Genomic DNA, 20,396 nt, shown 5'->3' with positions numbered 1-20,396 from the left:
CGTATAAATATAGTTAATTATTTGGCATGAGTATGTGTGATCAAATCTATTATTCGGGATGAATAACCAATTTCATTGTCATACCAACCCACTACTTTTACCATTTTATCGATTACCGAAGTTAGCTGTGCATCAAATAAACAAGAGGTTGGATTACCAATAATATCTACCGAAACGATAGGATCTTCGGTGTACGATAAGGTTCCTTTTAAAGTGGTTTCGGAGGCTTTACGAAAGGCCTCGTTGATTTCTTCTATGCTAACCTGGCGTTTTACGTTAAAGGTAATATCGGTCAGGGAACCGTCGGGAACCGGTACGCGAATCCCACAACCCCCCATTTTTCCATCCAGTTCCGGGAAAATTTTAGTTAAGGCTTTTGCCGCTCCGGTCGTAGTAGGTACGATCGATTGTGCCGCGCCTCTGGCTCTTCGCAAATCTTTGTGTGGTTGGTCGTGCAGACTCTGATCGGTGGTGTAGGAATGTACCGTCGTGATATAGGCTTGTTCGATACCACATAATTCCTGAATCACTTTGATCATCGGTGCAGCGTTGTTGGTTGTACAGCTGGCATTGGAAATAATACGTTCCGTGCCGTCCAGAATCGAGTCGTTTACACCCAATACTACGGTTTTGATGGTGTCGTCTTCTGCCGGAGCCGAAAGAATCACTTTTTTGGCACCCGATGTAATATGTGCTTCGGCCAACGGATAGGTCTTGAATTTTCCAGTAGCTTCTACCACAATATCCACATGGAGCGGTTTCCAGTTTAATTTGGAAATCGCTGTTTCGTGGAAAAATGGGAAAGCTTTGCCATCAATACTAATGGACGTTTCATCAAACGTAACCGTATTGGGAAGTACCCCGTGAATACTGTCATATTTGATCAAATGTGCCATCGTCCTGTTGTCGGCAATATCGTTAATCGCTACGACTTCTATTGTAGGATGGTTTAACAATAATCGGAACAGGTTACGCCCGATTCTGCCGAAACCATTAATGGCAATTCTAATTTTTGGATTCATTTCAGTGTCCGTATGTTAGGAGAAACTATTTATAAAATGTGTTTTTGAGCATGGTAGGACGAACGTACCAAAGCACCGCTTTCTACATGGCGGAATCCAAGTTCTTTACCGATCGCTTCGTATTTGGCAAATTGTTCCGGAGTGATAAATTCTTTTACCGGTAAGTGTTTTTTACTCGGTTGCAGGTATTGCCCGATGGTTACAATGTCTACATTCGCCTCGCGTAAGTCTTTCATCGTTTGAATGACTTCTTCTTCCGTTTCACCCAATCCTAACATAATACCGGATTTGGTACGACGGATGCCTTGGTCTTTTAGGTATTTCAGTACGGCAAGACTACGGTCGTATTTTGCCTGAATCCGAACTTCGCGGGTCAAACGACGAACGGTTTCCATATTATGGGATACCACTTCCGGATTGGCTTCTACAATACGGTCGATGTTGCGTTCCATACCCTGGAAATCCGGGATAAGGGTTTCTAAAGTGGTTTCCGGATTCATTCTGCGGATGGCTTTTACGGTTTCTTTCCAGATAATGGAACCACCATCTTTAATATCGTCACGGTCTACACTGGTAATTACCGCGTGTTTGATGTTCATCAATTTGATCGAACGCGCTACTTTTTCCGGTTCGTCCCAGTCGACTGTTTCCGGACGACCGGTTTTTACACCGCAAAATCCGCACGAACGCGTACATACATTACCCAGTATCATAAAGGTTGCCGTTCCTTCTCCCCAACATTCACCCATGTTCGGACAACTTCCCGATGTACAAATCGTATTTAACTTGTATTTGTCTACCAGGCCTCGTAATTCGGTATATTTTTTTCCGGTCGGAAGCTTTACGCGTAACCATTTTGGTTTTCCGGTCGGAATGATATTCGTGTCTAAAACAGTTTCCATTACTGATAATTTTGAAGTGCAAAGATACGTAATGTTGTTTATTTGTGATAGTCCGTTTAACGCATTTTTAATAGACAATATAGGTGTCCGAATTGTCCGGAAATGACGTTGTTTTAAAAATCGTATCTTTGTAATTATTGATAAAACGCCGTTTAATTTATTTTTAAGTGTCATGAAAACTACCAAACTGTTTACCGAATTCTTTGATAACGAAAAATCATCCGGGATCGTTCTGATCTTTTGTACGTTGATTTCCCTAGTAATAGCCAACTCTGGTTTTCAGGAAGCCTATCAAAGTATCTGGCATTTCGAATTGGGGGCACACTCCTTTGAACACTGGATAAATGACGGTTTGATGACGATCTTCTTTTTCCTGATCGGACTGGAATTGGAACGGGAAATTTACAAAGGAGAGCTTTCGAGTATTAAAAATGCAATGTTGCCCATTTTTGCCGCAATTGGCGGAATGTTGGTTCCGGCAGCGATTTATATGATTTTTAATCACGGTACACCTACACAGGCAGGTGCCGGAATTCCAATGGCTACCGATATTGCTTTTGCATTAGGGGTATTGTCTTTATTGGGAAGTCGGGTGCCATTGTCGTTAAAAGTATTTCTGACAGCCTTGGCCGTAATCGACGATTTGGGTGCTATTCTGGTGATCGCTATTTTTTATACCGATCATTTGTCTGTACTGAATCTGGGAATTGCCTTGGGAATCATGGCGGTGTTGTTTGTTTTTAATCGTTTAAAAGTGAATAATCCGTTTCCGTACCTTTTAGGAGGTGTGTTGATGTGGTATTTTATGCTTAATTCCGGAATTCACGCAACAATAACCGGTGTATTACTGGCTTTTGTGGTGCCTTTTGGTGATGGCGGTAAAAAAACAATTTCCTATAAAATGCAACACGTTTTGCACAAACCGGTAGCGTTTTTTATACTCCCGTTGTTTGCTTTGGCCAATACGGCGATTGTGATCGGAAACGATTGGGTGGAAGGATTGGTACACGAAAACAGTATCGGAATCTTCCTGGGATTGGTAATCGGAAAACCGCTGGGAATATTTTTGTTTAGTTTTGTTGTAGTTGCTGTTGGGATTTGTAAACTACCGGACGATTTAAAATGGAAACAAATACTGGCAACCGGTTTTCTGGCGGGAATTGGTTTTACGATGTCCATATTTATAACCCTGTTGGCGTTTAAATCGCAGACCGAAGATATTACGATTTCCAAAATTGCCATCCTGATTTCGTCACTGGTGGCCGGAATTATCGGATTTGTATTTCTGAAATTTTCACTGGATTCTAAAAAAGAAGCCGTATAAAAATATCGTTACGTAAAGTAAAACAATAAAATAAAAGCCTGTCCGATTTATATCCGACAGGCTTTTACATATAGAGTGTTTTCTCTTTTCTCTTTTCTCTTTTCTCTTTTCTCTTTTCTCTTCCTTCTTAATTCACATTCACGGTTATTGGAAGATTATAAGCGGTTCGTGCCGGCTGACCGTTTCGATAGCCCGGTGTCCATTTGGTAGTCATGGAATTTAGCACCCGAATGGCTTCTTTACCCAAACCATACCCCGGATCACGTGTTACCCGGATATTGGATAAGCTACCGTCTTTTTCGATCACGAAATACACCAATACCTTAAACGTTTTTAATTCGTCCATTTCGGGTGTTTTAAAACGCTTGCCAACAGTTGCCAAAAAGGCATCAATGCCACCCGGATATTGCGGTAAGGCTTCCAATTCGTAAGTGGAGTTGATATTGTTAGTGCTTTCTATTCCGTTTCCGGCGCCATTTCCGGTTGGTTGTGAAGCAACACTAAGACTCGTGGTGGTTCCGGTTCCTTCGCTGTTTTCGGTACTGATAGCGGCATTATTTAATTGCTCATTGGTAGGAACTTCCTGAGTCGCCTGATTTTTGGCAACCGGTGTAAACCCAACATATTTAATTTTTTTTACCGGATCGGAAGGTGTGGTTTCCAATTTTGGCTCCTCTAATTTTTTAGGTTGTATTGGTGTAAGATCTACAACAACAATGGGATCGTTAAATATTTTTGGAATGTTATCCGCCATATCGTTTCCGCTGTTACGTGAATTTACAATAATCGGAACGGCAATAGCAGAACTCAATAGTAAAACACCAACGCATAAAGCTTTTAGTGTTGTCTTTGGATTTTCGGCTCGTAATTGATAGGCGCCGTAAGCTTTGTTACGGCCTTCAAAAACCAAATCGATCCATTTGGTTTCGTAGATGTTTAATTTAGACATGATAACGTAGTTTAAGGTTAGAATATAGTGGTATATACCTGTATAACGTTAGATGTTGTAGTATTAGTATTTCAAATGTTAATAAAATGAGATATATTTCTCTTGATTGAGATTTTGTAAATGAATTCGAAGATTTTGAAAGGTTGCGTTGTGAAAAATAAAATTATTTTTTTTGCTGAATAATTTCCGCCAGTAGTTTTTTCGCCCGGAGCAATTTGATTTTTACATTGTTCAACGGTTCTTCCAACTGATCGGCTATTTCCTGATAACTCATCTCCTGAAAATACCGCAGTTGAATAACCTCCTGATAGGCCGGTTTTAATTCTTTAATGTATTGTAATAATCGAGCCAGATTCTGCTCTTTGATAATCTCGTCTTCGATGGTAGGAGTGGAGTCGATTACATTATATGCCTGTTGGTTTTCTTCGTCGATGGTTCCTAAAAATAAAGCCGATTTCTTTTTGCGCAACATGTCGATATGTACATTTTTGGCAATGGCAATCAACCAGGTGTTAAAACCGAATTCAGGATTATAGGAGGTGATTTTATCAAAAGCTTTGGCAAACGTTTCGATGGCGATGTCTTCCGTATCGGTTTCGTTTTCCGTACGTTTTAGCATAAACCCGTAAATCTCATTCCAGAAAAAGTCCAGTAAAAACGTAAAAGCAACCTGATCGCCGGCTTTTGCTTTTTCAATATTCCTTTGAATTATTTCCGAATTTATTTCCAATGTACCGGTTTTGAAAAAGAGTTGGTGAAATACACGTTTAGTTGTGTGAAGATAAGGATTAATTCGATAATCGGAAACCAATACATCACATCTTTTTCATGCAATTTGCCCGAAGCATAGCCCAAAGTGATCCAGGTGAAAATATAGCGGACAACGATTAATCCGGCCACAATCATCCATTGAAATTGGAATGCCAGTAATAAAATGGCCAGTATAAAAAAGGAAAGCTGTGAGAAAAAGAAAAGTCCCAGTTGGAATTTATCAAAGCTTTTATAATAGGACGCCGTCGAAACATGACGTCGTTTTTGCTGAAACCAGGTTTTATAGCTCGTTTTGGGAGCCGAAATCGTAAAACTTTCCGGACTGTAACAAATCGCTGTGTTTTTGCGGTTTGCCGCCTGATTGATAAACAGATCATCATCGCCGGAGCGTACTTTCATATGATCCATAAATCCGTTTACTTTAAAAAACTCCTCTCTTTTATAGGCCAGATTTCGGCCCACTCCCATATAAGGTTTGCCCATTTTGGCCCACGAAAAATATTGAACCGCCGTTAAAAGCGTTTCAAAACGAATGATCTTATTTAAAAAGGATCCTTTGATTTTTTCGTAAGCACCGTATCCTAAAATAATGGTTTTATGTAAGGTAAACTGAGAGGTCATTTGGGTAATCCAATCCTTGGAAGTCGGATAACAATCGGCATCGGTAAAAAGTAAATATTCTTTTCGGGCGGCTTTAATTCCAAGTGTTAACGCGAATTTTTTATTTCCCCAGAACGCTTCGTTATTCTGAACTTTTACCAGTCGGATGTTGGCATATTGTTTTTCAAACGCTTCAAAAATTTCCAGTGTATCATCGCTCGATGCATCGTCAATTAAAACAATCTCGTAGTCGGGATAGTTCTGATCGGCTAAAATCGGGATGAATTTGGCTACGTTTTCCGCTTCATTTTTAGCGCATACAATTACCGAAACCGGAATGCGTTTCGAGGTAATCTTTTGAGCTGGAGCGAATGCAAATTTGCCAAAAATGATCAAATAATAGAAAATCTGGATGGCAATAATTCCGATAAAAATATAGAGTAGAATTGTTAACATATGCAATTCATCAGGGATTAAAGAAGGGACAAAGGTACGAATCAAATGTTAAATCCCAATTGGATTTTAGCAAATTCCTCGAAGCTTATTTCCGGTTTTTTCGCATTTCCCGAGCAATGTGAATCGCATTCGGATTCTTTTGGTTTTCCAGTTTTTCGATAATGGCCGTATGATTCTTATCGTCCCGGTTTTGAGAGAGTTTGTGAACCGCTTGAATTTGATCAATACAAATCTCAAATGCAGTAATGCCGTTTACCTGACGCATGGTTTTAGCCGACAGGTTTTCAATTTTTATCGGATTTTCGGAAGTGGCTTCGTATTTGTCGACTAGTTTTTTTAGCGAAAATAAAAGTTCGTCACCTTCGATAATACGGATGGTACCGTAGATATGCACCGCAATATAATTCCACGTCGGGACATTTTCATGATCATACCAGGAAGAGGAAATATAATGGTGCGGTCCGTTGAAAATTGCCAATACCGTAGCACCGCTTTGTAAGGCTGCAGCTTGCGGATTGGCTTTGGCAATATGACCGTAAAGTACTTCTTTGCCTTCCGGATTGTGTTCGAGTTCCAATGGAATATGAGTGCCCCATGGTTTTCCTTCGGTTTGATTGATCAGTATCCCAAAACTGTTCTGTCGGATAAAATCGCGGATCGCTTCGGGATCGTTGTTCTGATACTGCTCGTCGATATACATTTTTAGATAATATTGACTTCGGCTTCTATTGCAATTCCGAATTTTTCAAAAATGGTTTTCTGGATATTTTTAGATACCGCCAGAATTTCCGCTCCGGTGGCATTTCCGTAGTTTACCAATACCAAAGCCTGGTGCTGGTGTATTCCGGCATCGCCAAATCGTTTGCCTTTAAAACCGGCTTGTTCGATAAGCCAGCCCGCCGGGACTTTTACTTCCGTTTCGGAAACCGTATAATGCGGCATGTCGGGATACTGACTTTGTATTTTATCATAAGCCACTTTAGGAATCACCGGGTTTTTAAAAAAACTGCCACTGTTTCCAAGTTCTTTCGGATCGGGAAGTTTGCTCTGACGGATGGCGATCACGGCATTACTTACGTCTTTAATAGTCGGATGAGTAATGTTATGACGTGTTAGTTCGGCTTCGATCGCACCATAGGAGGTGTTGATTTTATGGTGGTTTCGGGTAAGTTTAAAGGTGACCGACAGGATTACAAAACGATCTTTTTCCTGATTTTTAAAGATACTTTCGCGATAACCAAACTGGCATTGTGCTTTGTCGAAAGTTACAATTTCCTGTGTCGCAATATTCATTGCCCGACAAGAAACAAAGGTGTCTTTGATTTCCACACCGTAAGCACCAATATTCTGAATTGGAGTGGTGCCGACATTTCCGGGAATCAACGACAGGTTTTCCAGTCCGCCAAGTTGGTGATCAATACACCAAAGCACAAATTCATGCCAGTTTTCACCGGCTTGTGCGTTAACCAATGCATAGTCGTCGTTTTCTTCAAGAATGGTTTTTCCTTTCAAATTAACATGGATTACCAGTCGGTCGATATCTTGAGTGAGTAACATATTACTGCCACCGCCCAAAATAAAAGGTTTTTCCGAATGGTGCTTTTGTAAAATTTCCGCCAGTTCGGTTTCGTTGGTCACCGAAACAAATGTACTGGCCTTAGCCTCAATCCCAAATGTGTTGTATTTTTTAAGCGAAAAGTCTGAAGAAATGATCATGAATACATATGATTTTTTGATGGTGTAAAAATAGGTAAACCATTTTGAATTCCGTTTCTTTTCGCTGTCAGAATTCGTAAAAAACAACGATGATCAACTTACAATTTTTAAAATTTTGGTATAAAGTTCTTCTTTGTTTACGGGTTTAAGAATGACGGTTTCAAACGGAGCGTCATCGGTTGCTTTTTCCTGCGCCCAATAGTCATCGCCGGTAACCGCTATAATTGGAATCGAATGGTTTTTTCGTATTTCCCGGGCGATTTGAATACCGGAAAACGTCCCCAGCTGTAAGTCGGTAATCACCAGATCTGTGGTGTGGTTGCTAAGATGATTTTGCAATTCGCTAGCCGTTGTAAACGTGCTGACTTCGGCATTGGTATTGCGGATCATTTTTTTAAGACTGGCCAACGTAATGGCGTCATCGTCAACGATGGCAATGGTAAGAGTTTTTTTACGGTTGATTTCCAATAGTTGCTCCAAACTTGTTTTAACATCGCGGGATTTGTTTAAGAGTAACGAAAAATGAATTTCGGTTCCTTTTTGTAGGACGCTGTTTACGGTGATCGTACCGCCAAAAAGATCGACGATTTCTTTACACAGATTTAAACCAAGTCCGGCACCAAGCTTGCTCTGCTCGGAATGGAATTTACTCTGATAATGCTGGTCAAATATATTTTCCAAGTCTTCGGGCGGAATACCGGCTCCAGTGTCTTTAATTGTAACCTCCAGGAGGTATTGCGTGCCTTTATCCGATAAACCGGCTGTAACGGTAATGCTTCCCTGATCGGTAAACTTGATGGCGTTCCCGATAATATTATAAAAAAGCTGGTGTATTTTTACATTATCTGCCCAGACTATAGTGTCCAGTTTTGAGTCAATCGTATGATTTAGGTCTATTTTTTTGATTTCGGCCAACGAATGTAATGATTCCAATACCGACAGGATTTCGTTTTTCAGGTTGAAGTTGGAATTGTATACGACCAGCTTGCTGCTTTTATTTTTAAAAAAATCAAGAATCTGATTGACGGTAATTTGTAGCGAATTGGATGTGAAAATTAACGAATTGACCGTAGGAAGTGCGGTTTCCGGCAGTGTAGCCGATTTTAGTCGTTTCGAAAAGTTCGAAATAATATGAAGTGGTGCCCGCATTTCGTGACTCAACATACCAATGATACGGTTTTTGAATTCCAGATTTTTTTCGGCTTCGGTCTTCGCATCCAACAGGCTCTTTTCGTAGATATACGCAAACTGCGTATAGAACAATAAGATTATGGTGATGATAACCATGATTGGAAGCAATGCCAGAATCAGGGTACGCTGTTTTTCGATGTTTTTGAGTGCTGTTGCGTATTTTAATTTGTCGAGCTCCTGAGCCGAATCCGAGTAGACTTGTAATATCTCCTGACTGTTGCGCAGAATGGTTTTGTTGATTTCTAATAATTCCCGATCCTTTTTTCGAAGGTTATTATACGTTCGGTTTAGTTTTTTAAATTCCTGAGTATAATATTGATCAATAGTACTAAAGGTGTTTTTAAGCTGGTCTTCAAACGAACCGATTTTTTCGGTATTCCCGTATACCATTTTAATGCGTACCTGAAGTCGCTCTTTCATGATATTGTTTTTTCCGGAAATAGCTTTTCCGATTCGGGAAAAAAAACCGTTTTTACGGTCTTTATCGGACGTGAGTGTCGTGTCGTAGCTGATCGAATTCAGGGTTTTTGCATAATTGAATTTCCGGATATTGAAGTTAGACGGAAGCGAATCGTTCCCCATTAAGGAAATGACGCCTTTTCGCATCAGGGAATCCAACTGCTTGCGAATATAGTAGATTTGTTTTTCGGTAGTTTCTTTTGATTTGATCACATTGAAAAAATCTTTGTTTACAGCCGTAAGCTGATCCAAACTGTCCAGATAAACGGTCATCTCCTGAATGGAGCGCTCGTATTGATTTAAAGAGGCTTTTTTATAGCTCAACAAGTAATCGTTAAACGCATTCTGTGCATTTAAAAAACTCCGCGTAGCCTGATTGGAGAAATAAACGGCCTGATTGGGTTTGCTGGCATTCTGAACCGATTCGGATAACGTGTTGTATTCGTTGTTTTGTTGGTACCACATCCAGAAAAAAAGCAATTGGATGATGAGGATGGAAATAAAAAGGGCAATATGTACTTTTTTTCGCTTTTGTAAAGGGATCTTCATCAGCTATCTTTTATGAGTCAGTTACTACGTTTGAACAGCATTAAAAAGAAAGGCAGGTAGTGGTATTTGGGGCTGTAAATTTAGGAAAGTTATGGTTTTTATTTAATAGATTGGGGATCAAAAAATAAATATCACGAATATTTAATTAAAATCCAAGTAAATATGAGATTTGTTATGAAAAAAGATATTGAAAGCAGTTGTTTTCGTAAGAATAGAAGTGGAAAGTTGTTCTTTTTACAGTTGAAAAAGGGTGTAACTCTGTAGGGTTGACTTAACAATGGCTTCGGTACGTTCCGGATGGGTGTCGGAAATAAAGAGCTGTCCGAAGGTTTCATCGTTAACCATCTCGACAATTTTGTGTACCCGACTTTCGTCCAGTTTGTCGAATATATCGTCAAAAAGGAGTATCGGAGCAGTGCCGTTTAGTTTTTTGATAAATTCAAACTGAGCCAGTTTTAGCGCAATTAAAAAAGATTTTTGTTGTCCTTGGGAACCGAATTTTTTAATCGGAAAATGATCAATCTCAAACGAAAGATCGTCTTTATGAACGCCAACACTGGTGTATTGTAACGCGCGGTCTTTCGATAAGAACTCGTCAAAAAGCGCTAACATGTCTTTTTCAAAAAGCTGACTTTCATAGACAATCTGTACCGTTTCGGAGGAATTGGTGATCAACTGGTGATAACGGTTGAAAATAGGAATGAATTCGTTGATAAAGTACTGGCGCTTTTCGAATACTTGCTGACCGATCACAGTAAGTTGCTCATTATATACGGCAAGGGTTTCTTTGTCGAACGTATGGTTTAAGGCAAAATATTTTAGCAGCGCATTGCGCTGTGTCAGTATACGCTGGTATTGGATCAGTTGTTGTAAATACAAACTGTCAGACTGCGAAATCACGCTGTCGATAAATTTCCGGCGGGTTTCGCTACCTTCTATAATAAGGTCTTGATCCGACGGGGAAATAATAACCAACGGGATAAAACCGATATGATCTGAAAATTTATCATAAGGTTTACCGTTGCGTTTTAATACTTTTTTCTGTCCTTTTTTTAAACTGCAGACAATTTGCTCCGTACGTTGGTCTTTTTCAAACTGACCTTCGATTACAAAAAACTCCTCTCCATGTCGGATGTTCTGAACCGCCAACGGATTAAAATAACTTTTTCCGTAGGCCAAATGGTAGATAGCATCCAGTATATTGGTTTTTCCAATACCGTTTTTGCCGACAAAGCAGTTGATTTTGGCATCAAAATCGTAAGTAGCTTCGGCAATATTCTTATAATTAAACAGTGAAAGCGTCTTTAAATACACGGATAGGAAAGTGGTTAATTCTGATATTTATGTCAGTTTTTTTTAAAAGCGGGTGCAAATTATTGAAAAATATCGATAAAAAGGGCTTTTAAGTTTCAATAAAAAGTATATTTTTGCAGCTCATTAAATTTAAAATAAATGGCAACATATAACAAAAGAGGATACAAAGCCCCGAAACCACAAGAAGAAGCTGTTGAAAACGAATTTGAGCAAGTAGTTATCGACGAAAAAGGAAGTACTACTGCCGGAGTTTTTAATAAATTGGACGAAGGTGCTTCCAGAACGGAAGAATGGGTGGCTAGAAATCAGAAATATATTTTCGGATTTGTAGGTGCTATTGCTATCGCAACGGCAGGTTATCTTTTGTATGACAAATTTGTAGTAGAACCAAAGGAGGATGATGCTGCAAATGAAATGTTCCAGGCGCAACAATATTTCCAACAAGCTGTTGAAGGACAGGCTACCGATTCACTTTTCGCATTATCATTAAAAGGTGGTGAAGGTAAATTAGGATTCCTTGGAATCGCAGAAAATTATTCCGGAACAAAAGCGGCTAATCTGGCACATTATTATGCTGGTATGGCGTACCTGAATACAGCGAAATACAAAGAAGCTGTACAACAGTTGGAGCAGTTTACTTCCGATGATATGATGCTTAAAGCTTTAGCTTTAGGAGGTATCGGGGATGCTTTCTCGGAACTTGACAAAAAAGAAGATGCTTTAACGTACTATAAAAAAGCGGCTGAAGCGAATGATAACGAATATACAACACCACGATTTTTATTTAAAGCCGGACAAATTTCGTTGGCACTGAATAAAAAAGCGGATGCAGCCAAATTCTTTACGCAAATTAAAGAAAAATACGAAGGTTCTGCAGAAGGTGCTAATATCGATGCGTTGATCGCAATGACAGAATAATATGGCGACAGCGAATAAAAATTTATCCAATTACGATAAAAACACAATCCCAAGCGCGAAAGATTTTCGGTTTGGGATTGTTGTTTCGGAATGGAACGATAAAGTAACGGAAGGATTGTATTCCGGCGCCGAAGCCGCTTTGCTGGATTGTGGTGCTCTGGAAAGTAATCTGGTTCGTTGGAATGTACCCGGCAGTTTCGAACTGATTTATGGTGCGAAAAAAATGATTGAAACCCAAAACGTGGATGTGGTTATTGTAATCGGATGCGTAATAAAAGGGGAGACCATGCATTTCGAATTTGTTTGCGAAGGCGTAACACAGGGAATCAAAGACCTGAACGTGCAAACCGATGTACCGGTGATTTTCTGTTTGCTAACCGATAATAACGAGCAACAGTCTATCGACAGAAGTGGCGGTGTTCATGGAAACAAAGGAACCGAAGCGGCTATCGCAGCCATCAAAATGGCAGATCTTCGGAAAAAAGCATAAAAAAATCAAGTTATATAATTAGAACCTGTAATGTTTTGCGTTACAGGTTCTTTGTTTTTAGAGGGTTGACCATTAACAAAAAATTGAGAGGCTTCATTCGTTAAATGTCTGTCATTTTCTTTAAATTTGGTGGTTCAGAAGGAAAACCCTTTTTTAATCTAAACAGCTTCAAAACATACGAATGTCGAGTATTATCCAATTACTTCCCGATCATGTTGCCAATCAGATTGCCGCGGGTGAGGTGGTGCAGCGTCCTGCCTCCGTTGTCAAGGAATTGATAGAAAACGCAGTGGATGCCGGTGCAACAGAAATTAAATTAATCGTGAAAGATGCGGGTAAAACACTTATTCAGGTAATCGATAACGGTAAGGGAATGAGTGTTACCGATGCGCGCCTGTGTTTTGAACGTCATGCGACTTCCAAGATTCGTCATGCGGAAGATTTGTTTTCACTTCATACCAAAGGGTTTCGCGGGGAAGCTTTGGCTTCGATTGCGGCAATTGCCCATGTGGAAATGAAAACCAAACAGGATCAGGAAGAACTGGGGACGCATATTGTGGTCGAAGGAAGTAAGTTTGTATCGCAGGAAGTGGCCGTATTGCCAAAAGGAACGTCCTTTTCGGTAAAAAACCTCTTTTTTAATATTCCGGCACGACGTAATTTCCTTAAATCGGATACGGTGGAGTTTCGCCATGTAATCGATGAATTTGAACGGGTGGCGTTGGCGCATGCCAATATTCATTTTGTACTGTTTCACAACGGAAGCGAAATGTTTAACCTGCCGGCTTCGAATTTCCGACAACGGATCGTAAATGTATTTGGCGGGAAGACCAACGAAAAACTGGTTCCGGTTAAAGAAAGTACCGAGATTGTCGAAATTCAGGGGTTTGTAGGAAAACCGGAGTTTGCTAAAAAAAGCCGTGGCGAACAGTTTTTCTTTGTCAACGATCGTTTTATTAAAAGTCCCTATTTGCATCATGCGGTTATGGCGGCCTATGAAGGTTTGCTAAAAGACGGTTGTCAGCCGAGTTATTTCCTATATCTGGATTTACCGCCACATACGATTGATATCAATATCCATCCGACAAAAACAGAAATTAAATTTGACGACGAACAGGCGCTCTATGCCATCTTGCGTTCGTCTATAAAACATAGCCTCGGACAGTTTAATGTAGCACCGGTACTCGATTTCGAACGGGATGCGACTTTGGATACGCCCTATGATTATAGCGGTAAAGATGCCGAAACACCATTGATTCAGGTGGATGCCAATTTTAATCCATTTTTGGAAGAAGACACGAAACCGGTTACCAATTTTTCGGCTTCTTTTTCAGGAAATATGACTTCCGGGACAAGGTCCGCGGGTTCGAATCCCTCTTTCTCTGCAGGTGGTTATAAAAAAGAAACATCCGGTCAGAATTGGGAAAGCCTGTATGTAGGTCTGAAACAGGCGACCGAAGAAGTGGAAATCGGAGAAATCCAGCTGGAAAGCGAGGAAGTGACCGGTTCGCTTTTTGATGAGCATACCATCGATGAGGTATCGAATAACCGCACCTATCAGATTCATAAAAAATATATTGTCAGCCCGATTAAATCCGGGATGTTAATTGTTGATCAGCGACGTGCGCACCAACGTATTTTATACGAGCAGTTTCTGACGAATATAACGGTACATCAGGCTTCGAGTCAGCAATTGCTGTTTCCGTTGGAATTGTATTTTTCCAAAGCGGAACTAGCCATTATTACCGAACTAAAACCATCGCTGGAAAGTACCGGTTTTGTTTTTGAGGCATTTCATGACGATCGGGTAACCATTTCCGGATTACCGGTAAATGTAGCCGAAAGCGAGGTAACGATTTTGCTGGAAGAGCTTATCGGAGATTTGCAGGGCGAATTGCCGGAAAACAGTTTTAGCCAGTGTGACCGGATTGCCAAATCCATGGCGCGAAGTCTGGCGGTAAAAACCGGTACCTATTTAACCGAACACGAACAGGAAACGATGGTCAATACCTTGTTTGCCTGTAAAGAACCAAATGTTTCCCCATTCCTTAAACCGACTTTCATCACAATGCGGGTGGAAGACATTGATAAACGATTTGCACTATGATGAATATCACCGAAACCGTAAAACAGTTAATTATTATTAACGTTATCTTTTTCCTGGGAACTATGTTTGTTCCGGCGGCTTTTAATTATTTGTCACTTTGGTATTTTGAAAATCCGAATTTCCAGGTCTGGCAACCGCTAACGCATATGTTTATGCATGGTGGATGGATGCATATTTTCTTTAATATGTTTGCGTTGTATTCGTTCGGGTCGACACTGGAACATTTCTGGGGCGGTAAAAAATTCCTGTTTTTCTATATTTCCTGCGGATTGGGTGCGGCTTTACTGCATAGCGGGGTGAATTATTATCTGTACCACGATGGATTAAATATTTTGATGGAAAATGGAGTGTCCCAATCGGAAGTAGTACAGTTGTTATCGGAAGGGAAAATAAATCCAAACTGGAGTGCCTTTATGAGTATGGATAAACTGAATGAATTTGGTTCTGCTTTTGCGGCGCCTGCTGTTGGTGCTTCCGGTGCTATTTACGGGCTTTTAGTGGCTTTTGCTTTTATGTTCCCGAATGCCGAACTGGCACTGATGTTTATTCCGGTTCCGATTAAAGCGAAATATTTTGTACCCGGCTTGTTATTAATTGACTTGTATTTGGGAATGAGTGGCCGTTCTATTTTTGGCGGAGCAAGTGGTATTGCGCATTTTGCCCATATTGGCGGTGCAATTGTCGGTTTTCTGATGATGTGGTTCTGGAAAAAAAATCAATTCAACAATAATCGTTGGGATCGCTAACGGTTCCAAAAATAAAACCTAAATTAGTAGTATAAAAACCACAAAAAAGAAAGAATAGAATGAATATACTGGATGATTTTAAAATGCAATACCGACTGGGAGGAATCGCACAAAAGCTGATTTTCTGGAACGTGGGAATTGCCATTCCGTTTTTTCTTTTCAAAGCATTTGCTCCGAATCTTTTTGAGATGATACTGGATTGGACGAGCTTGTCATCGGATGTCATGATCATGCTAACACGTCCGTGGACTTTACTGATGTATGCTTTCCTTCATGCGGATTTCTTTCATTTGTTGTTTAATATGATCGTGCTGAATTTTGCCAGCCGTTTGTTTACGACTTATTTTACTCAAAAACAATTGTTCGGATTGTACCTTTTAGGCGCGATTTTTGCCGGACTGTTGTTTGTAGCAACCGATTTTATTTTTCAGAATAATACAATACTGGTGGGTGCTTCCGGTGCGATTATGGCGATTCTGGTGGCTGCGGCAACGTATACTCCTTTTTCGGAAATCCGATTGTTGCTGATCGGGAATGTAAAAATGTGGCACCTTGCATTGGCATTGGTTTTGCTGGATCTGATTCAGATTCCGTTAAACAATACCGGTGGTCATATTGCGCATTTAGGCGGTGCTTTTTTTGGTTGTTTATATATCAAAATGCTACAAAATGGTACCGATTTGACTAAAGGGATTTCGACTTTTTTAGATTACATTTCAGGATTATTCCGTCCGAAAAAAACAACGCCTTTTAAAACAGTACACCGAAATACAAAAAAAACGTCCCAAACCAGTACACCGGCACCGGCGGCTGATAAGGACATAACTCAGAAAAAAATCGACGATATCCTGGATAAAATCAGTAAATCCGGTTATGATAGTCTCACAAAAGAAGAAAAGGAATTCCTGTTTAAAGTAGGGAAATAATCCGGTTTCAAAATAATAAGCGGATAACGGCGAAGTATGAAAAATCTGTCATGGTTTAATAAAGTAGTTTTCTTTTTCAATATAGTACTCACTGTATTGAGCTTTATTGCCTATGTGTTGCCATTTCTCGCACCAAAATTATTCCCGTTTTTATCGGTGTTGACATTGGTTTTGCCGTTGTTACTGATCCTGAATTTACTATTCCTTTTTTACTGGCTGATCCAGTTTAAAAAACAAGTACTGCTTTCACTATGTGTATTTCTGATCGGGATTACATTTTTTAATAAATTCTATAAATTCTCATCCAAAGATCTGATCGCTGAAGATGATGATTTTGTTGTGATGAGTTATAATGTACGACTGTTCAATGTATTTGAATGGATCAAACAGGACAATGTGATCGATAAGATTGAAGCGTTTGTATTGTCGCAGAATCCGGATATTTTATGTTTACAGGAATATTCCAATACGCAACCGGTACACTTTGAAGGGTATAAACATCAGTTTATTTATATGCAGGGCGACAAGGTAAAAACCGGTCAGGCTATTTTTTCGAAGTTTCCGATTGTAAACGGCGGGAATATTAAATTTCCGAATTCGAATAATAACGTGATTTTCGCCGATATCAAAAAGGGGAGAGATACGCTTCGCGTATATAGCATGCATTTGCAGTCGATCAAGATAAGTCCTGATATTCACGAGAAAATCGATGAGGTGAAGTCTAAAAAGATTTTCAGACGGATCAGCGAAGCCTTTGCGATTCAGCAAATGCAGTCTGAGTTGATCAAACAACATAAAGCGGAATGTCATTTTCCGTTAATTATCTGTGGTGACTTGAATAACAGTGCTTTTTCGTATGTATACCGCAATATTAAAGGCAACATGAAAGATGCGTTTGAAGAAGCCGGAAAGGGGTTCGGAAAAACATATGATTATGACTATTATCCGGCTCGTATTGACTATGTTTTTGTAGACAAACGTATCGAGGTAAAGAACTTTGTAAACCACGATAACTTTATTAATTCCGATCATTTCCCGATAACTACCCGATTGACGTTGCGTGATGAAGCGCCACAACATCCGGTTACGTCCGCCGATACTGATAAAGCAAAAAAATAGTCGCCTTTAAAGCGACTGATTTTTGAGGTATTCCATAGCATAACGCCCTTCGTTAAATAACAGGTCGAGGATGCTAAGGTTGTTTATAAAACCGTGTTTTTCTTCAAAAACCTGTGTGTACGGTTCGAAAACGGTCGTGTCTTTTTTTCCGTTAACCAAACTTCTAAAATCCGTTTTGTCGGTTACTTCGTGGAAATATTCTTCCGTTTTAGCATATTTAAAATCCATTCCCAAACAGTCTGTTACGATTTCCATGATCTGAAAATTAAGATCCATCATAAACGTATGTTGCTTTTCAAAAACCGGACGGATGTCATCTTCAAAATATTCAAAGAAAGGTGAGGTTCTATAAGCGGCTTCAAGCGATTTAAAGTGCTGTTTCTGCCAGTTAAAGGCATTTTCGATTTTGATATCTTTAAACTTCTGATGTGGTTCTATCGTATGTTTTACCGGTATGTTTAACAGTTGTATTCCGTTTGGACTGTAGATATACATTCGGTTACGGTTGGTCTGTTTCTGGAAATTGTCTTCTACTTCAAAAGTAATCGTTTCCGCTTTTGCCATAGCAGCAAAATGACTGATAGAAGGAAAGTAGGTCGGATGTAGTAAAATGTCCATAGGCTTGTTTTTTTATGAAGAAAGAGAAGTAAAGATCAGTGGTTATCGCTAACCGGCTTAATCTTACTTCTCATTTCGGGTGGTTTACTGGGTAAACCGTTTTATCGCGATTTTGAATTACGAATTTCTTTTTGCTTTTCTTTTTCTGTAGAAATCATATCCGAACCAGGCTGCCAATACGATAACAAAGTATTTGAAATACGATACCGGTTCGCCACTTCCACCCACTGTAGTGAACAAACGTTCCCAACGGATCTTGTCGATGGCTTTAGCCCAAGGTACATTTTGGTCTAAACTCATCCAGATAAATACCGGTTTTCCAACCACGTTTTCAAACGGTACATAACCCCAATAACGGCTGTCCTGTGAGTTGTGACGGTTGTCTCCCATCATCCAGTAATAATCCTGTTGAAAGGTATAGGAGTTGACTACTTTTCCATTGATACGGATTTCGTCACCGGTTACGTGTAAATCGTTATTTTCGTATTCGGTAATGATTTGTTTGTAATACGGAAGCGATTGGGTATTTAAAGCTACCGTTTGTCCTTTACCCGGGATATAAATCGGACCAAAGTTATCGCGGTTCCAATTTTGATGTCCTGTGAAAATATCGGCTTCGCCTTCTTTTGTCAGTTTTTTAGTAACCGATTTTACGATTGGATTGTTGCGTAAACGGTTGGCTGTTTCATCGGTAAGACACTGGAATATAAATTGATTGTCAGATATCGCACCAATTTCATTAGGGTTTAATTTTAAATCGTGTATCAGGTAATTATAGTCGAAACGATTACCATCGGTTACCACATCATATGAAAACTGTAATTTCTGACGATCGTGTAACGCCAATGGTTTGTTGTTGATCATAACTACACCGTCTTTAATCGAAAGACTGTCACCCGGAATACCTACACAACGTTTTACATAGTTGGTTTTCTTATCTACCGGTTTATAGGTGTACTCTCCGGAATGATCACCAAACATGGTTTTAACGGTATCTACCGGCCAGTTAAATACTACGATATCGTTGCGCTCGATCTTCTGAATACCCGGAAGACGGAATGTAGGAATCTGTGGCCAGTTTAAATAGGATTTGGTTCCAAAAAATGGGATAGAGTCGTGAACCATTGGTAAAGATACCGCCGTTTGTGGTGTACGTGCTCCGTAATGGAATTTACTCACAAAAAGGAAGTCGCCGATTAATAGTGATTTCTCCAATGAAGAGGAAGGAATCGTATACGGTTGCATCACATAGGTGTGGACTAATGTGGCCACGACAACGGCAAATAACAACGAACTTAAGGTGTTGTCTGTTTTTACCTCGTTTTTATTTGGGATGTAGGTTACGTCCTGTGTATAGTTAATATAATAAATATATAAACCTAGAGTTACGACACCTAAAATGGTATCGGCAGTTGATTTTTTTCCAAAGCTGCGTAAGATTTCCACCCAGATAACCGGGAACATAATCAGGTTGACAATCGGAATAAAAAGAAGGACTGTCCACCAGCGCGGACGATCGATGATTTTCATCAGCACGATAGCGTTGTAAACCGGAATTGCAGCTTCCCAGGATTTACGTCCGGCTTTTTCATATAATTTCCAGGTTCCTACGTAATGAACGATTTGTATTACAAGGAAAAATATAAACCATTGGATTAGTGTCATATTTGTTTTTTTATATTATTAAATCAGGTTTAATACGTCTTTCATCGTGTAAATCCCTTTTTTACCAGCGATCCACTCAGCGGCAATTACAGCGCCTAAAGCAAATCCTTCGCGGTTATGGGCCACGTGTTTGATTTCGATAAAATCGACTTCAGAGTTATAGGTAACGGTATGCGTACCGGGTACATTTTCGATGCGTTTGGCCTCGATATGTATTTCATTGGCTTTTGCAGTTTCCATTGTCCAATCCGTATAAGCCGAATTTTCAATGATTCCTTTTGCTAATGAAATAGCCGTCCCACTTGGAGCATCCAGTTTTTGCGTATGGTGGATTTCTTCCATCGTTACGTTGTACTCCTTTAGGTTGGCCATCATTTTAGCCAGGTAATTATTGAGTTCAAAGAACAGGTTTACGCCCAAGCTGAAATTGGATCCATATAGGAATGTCCCGTCTTTTTTGCGACATTCTTCAACTACGGCATCATACTGTTCCAGCCATCCCGTGGTTCCGGATACTACCGGTATATTAGTATCAAAACAAGTGGAAATGTTAC

Annotated in this window: 19 protein-coding genes; 7 read left to right on the top strand and 12 right to left on the bottom strand. The window is 39.8% G+C overall.

Annotation, left to right across the window (positions count from 1 at the left end):
* Positions 1 to 17 precede the first annotated feature (17 nt).
* Together gap and lipA are read right to left on the bottom strand one after the other, a co-directional pair.
* Positions 18 to 1,022: a type I glyceraldehyde-3-phosphate dehydrogenase gene (gene gap / locus Q1R07_RS02490; protein WP_300485680.1), complete on the bottom strand. Its 1,005-nt coding sequence runs from the start codon at positions 1,020 to 1,022 to the stop codon at positions 18 to 20.
* A gap of 29 nt (positions 1,023 to 1,051) precedes the next feature.
* A complete protein-coding gene (lipA, locus tag Q1R07_RS02485; RefSeq protein WP_300485678.1) occupies positions 1,052 to 1,924 on the bottom strand; it encodes a lipoyl synthase in 873 nt (290 codons plus the stop codon).
* Positions 1,925 to 2,096: 172 nt separating this feature from the next.
* Between lipA and nhaA the strand changes: the two genes are divergently transcribed.
* A complete protein-coding gene (nhaA, locus tag Q1R07_RS02480; protein WP_300485676.1) occupies positions 2,097 to 3,248 on the top strand; it encodes a Na+/H+ antiporter NhaA in 1,152 nt (383 codons plus the stop codon).
* 127 nt (positions 3,249 to 3,375) lie between these two features.
* On the opposite strand, the gene Q1R07_RS02475 is transcribed toward nhaA, so the two are convergent.
* The 7 genes from Q1R07_RS02475 to Q1R07_RS02445 all read right to left on the bottom strand — a co-directional run bounded on the left by Q1R07_RS02475 (position 3,376) and on the right by Q1R07_RS02445 (position 11,253).
* Positions 3,376 to 4,197, bottom strand: coding sequence for an energy transducer TonB (locus Q1R07_RS02475; RefSeq protein ID WP_300485675.1), 822 nt, complete (start codon positions 4,195 to 4,197; stop codon positions 3,376 to 3,378).
* 163 nt (positions 4,198 to 4,360) lie between these two features.
* The gene (locus tag Q1R07_RS02470; RefSeq protein WP_300485673.1) at positions 4,361 to 4,927 is read right to left on the bottom strand and encodes a sigma-70 family RNA polymerase sigma factor; all 567 of its coding nucleotides are present in this window, start codon (positions 4,925 to 4,927) and stop codon (positions 4,361 to 4,363) included.
* Positions 4,918 to 6,024, bottom strand: coding sequence for a glycosyltransferase (locus Q1R07_RS02465; RefSeq protein ID WP_300485671.1), 1,107 nt, complete (start codon positions 6,022 to 6,024; stop codon positions 4,918 to 4,920). The genes Q1R07_RS02470 and Q1R07_RS02465 overlap by 10 nt, the downstream gene beginning before the upstream one ends.
* A gap of 85 nt (positions 6,025 to 6,109) precedes the next feature.
* Positions 6,110 to 6,724 (bottom strand): FMN-binding negative transcriptional regulator, encoded by a 615-nt coding sequence (locus Q1R07_RS02460; RefSeq protein ID WP_300485670.1) that lies wholly within the window; start codon positions 6,722 to 6,724, stop codon positions 6,110 to 6,112.
* 2 nt (positions 6,725 to 6,726) lie between these two features.
* Positions 6,727 to 7,740, bottom strand: a complete 1,014-nt coding sequence (gene murB / locus Q1R07_RS02455) for a UDP-N-acetylmuramate dehydrogenase (RefSeq protein ID WP_300485669.1) — start codon at positions 7,738 to 7,740, stop codon at positions 6,727 to 6,729.
* Between the two features lie 93 nt (positions 7,741 to 7,833).
* The gene (locus Q1R07_RS02450) at positions 7,834 to 9,939 is read right to left on the bottom strand and encodes a hybrid sensor histidine kinase/response regulator (RefSeq protein WP_300485668.1); all 2,106 of its coding nucleotides are present in this window, start codon (positions 9,937 to 9,939) and stop codon (positions 7,834 to 7,836) included.
* Between the two features lie 234 nt (positions 9,940 to 10,173).
* Positions 10,174 to 11,253 carry a DNA replication/repair protein RecF gene (locus Q1R07_RS02445; RefSeq protein WP_300485666.1) on the bottom strand — a complete coding sequence of 360 codons (1,080 nt, stop codon included), beginning with the start codon at positions 11,251 to 11,253 and terminating at the stop codon, positions 10,174 to 10,176.
* A 138-nt stretch (positions 11,254 to 11,391) separates the two neighbouring features.
* Between Q1R07_RS02445 and Q1R07_RS02440 the strand changes: the two genes are divergently transcribed.
* The 6 genes from Q1R07_RS02440 to Q1R07_RS02415 all read left to right on the top strand — a co-directional run bounded on the left by Q1R07_RS02440 (position 11,392) and on the right by Q1R07_RS02415 (position 17,559).
* Positions 11,392 to 12,171: a tetratricopeptide repeat protein gene (locus tag Q1R07_RS02440; RefSeq protein ID WP_300485664.1), complete on the top strand. Its 780-nt coding sequence runs from the start codon at positions 11,392 to 11,394 to the stop codon at positions 12,169 to 12,171.
* 1 nt (position 12,172) lies between these two features.
* Complete coding sequence (gene ribH / locus Q1R07_RS02435; RefSeq protein ID WP_300485663.1) at positions 12,173 to 12,661, top strand: 6,7-dimethyl-8-ribityllumazine synthase; 489 nt, start codon at positions 12,173 to 12,175, stop codon at positions 12,659 to 12,661.
* 181 nt (positions 12,662 to 12,842) lie between these two features.
* Positions 12,843 to 14,768: a DNA mismatch repair endonuclease MutL gene (mutL, locus tag Q1R07_RS02430; protein WP_300485661.1), complete on the top strand. Its 1,926-nt coding sequence runs from the start codon at positions 12,843 to 12,845 to the stop codon at positions 14,766 to 14,768.
* On the top strand, positions 14,765 to 15,514 hold the full coding sequence (locus Q1R07_RS02425) for a rhomboid family intramembrane serine protease (protein ID WP_300485659.1): 750 nt from the start codon (positions 14,765 to 14,767) through the stop codon (positions 15,512 to 15,514). The genes mutL and Q1R07_RS02425 overlap by 4 nt, the downstream gene beginning before the upstream one ends.
* A gap of 59 nt (positions 15,515 to 15,573) precedes the next feature.
* Positions 15,574 to 16,440 carry a rhomboid family intramembrane serine protease gene (locus Q1R07_RS02420; protein ID WP_300485657.1) on the top strand — a complete coding sequence of 289 codons (867 nt, stop codon included), beginning with the start codon at positions 15,574 to 15,576 and terminating at the stop codon, positions 16,438 to 16,440.
* A 36-nt stretch (positions 16,441 to 16,476) separates the two neighbouring features.
* On the top strand, positions 16,477 to 17,559 hold the full coding sequence (locus tag Q1R07_RS02415) for an endonuclease/exonuclease/phosphatase family protein (RefSeq protein ID WP_300485655.1): 1,083 nt from the start codon (positions 16,477 to 16,479) through the stop codon (positions 17,557 to 17,559).
* A gap of 6 nt (positions 17,560 to 17,565) precedes the next feature.
* On the opposite strand, the gene Q1R07_RS02410 is transcribed toward Q1R07_RS02415, so the two are convergent.
* The 3 genes from Q1R07_RS02410 to dapB form a co-directional block, all read right to left on the bottom strand.
* Entirely contained in the window at positions 17,566 to 18,177 is a 612-nt protein-coding gene (locus Q1R07_RS02410; protein ID WP_300485653.1) for a WbqC family protein, read from the bottom strand.
* Between the two features lie 117 nt (positions 18,178 to 18,294).
* A complete protein-coding gene (gene lepB, locus Q1R07_RS02405; RefSeq protein WP_300485651.1) occupies positions 18,295 to 19,842 on the bottom strand; it encodes a signal peptidase I in 1,548 nt (515 codons plus the stop codon).
* A gap of 18 nt (positions 19,843 to 19,860) precedes the next feature.
* On the bottom strand, positions 19,861 to 20,396 hold a 536-nt coding region (gene dapB, locus Q1R07_RS02400; protein ID WP_300485649.1), incomplete at its 5' end, for a 4-hydroxy-tetrahydrodipicolinate reductase.

The sequence above is a fragment of the Flavobacterium sp. genome (assembly GCF_030146175.1).
Classification (GTDB): domain Bacteria; phylum Bacteroidota; class Bacteroidia; order Flavobacteriales; family Flavobacteriaceae; genus Flavobacterium.
The sequence above is the reverse complement of the archived record's forward strand: the minus strand, read 5'-3'. Positions and strand labels throughout refer to the sequence as shown.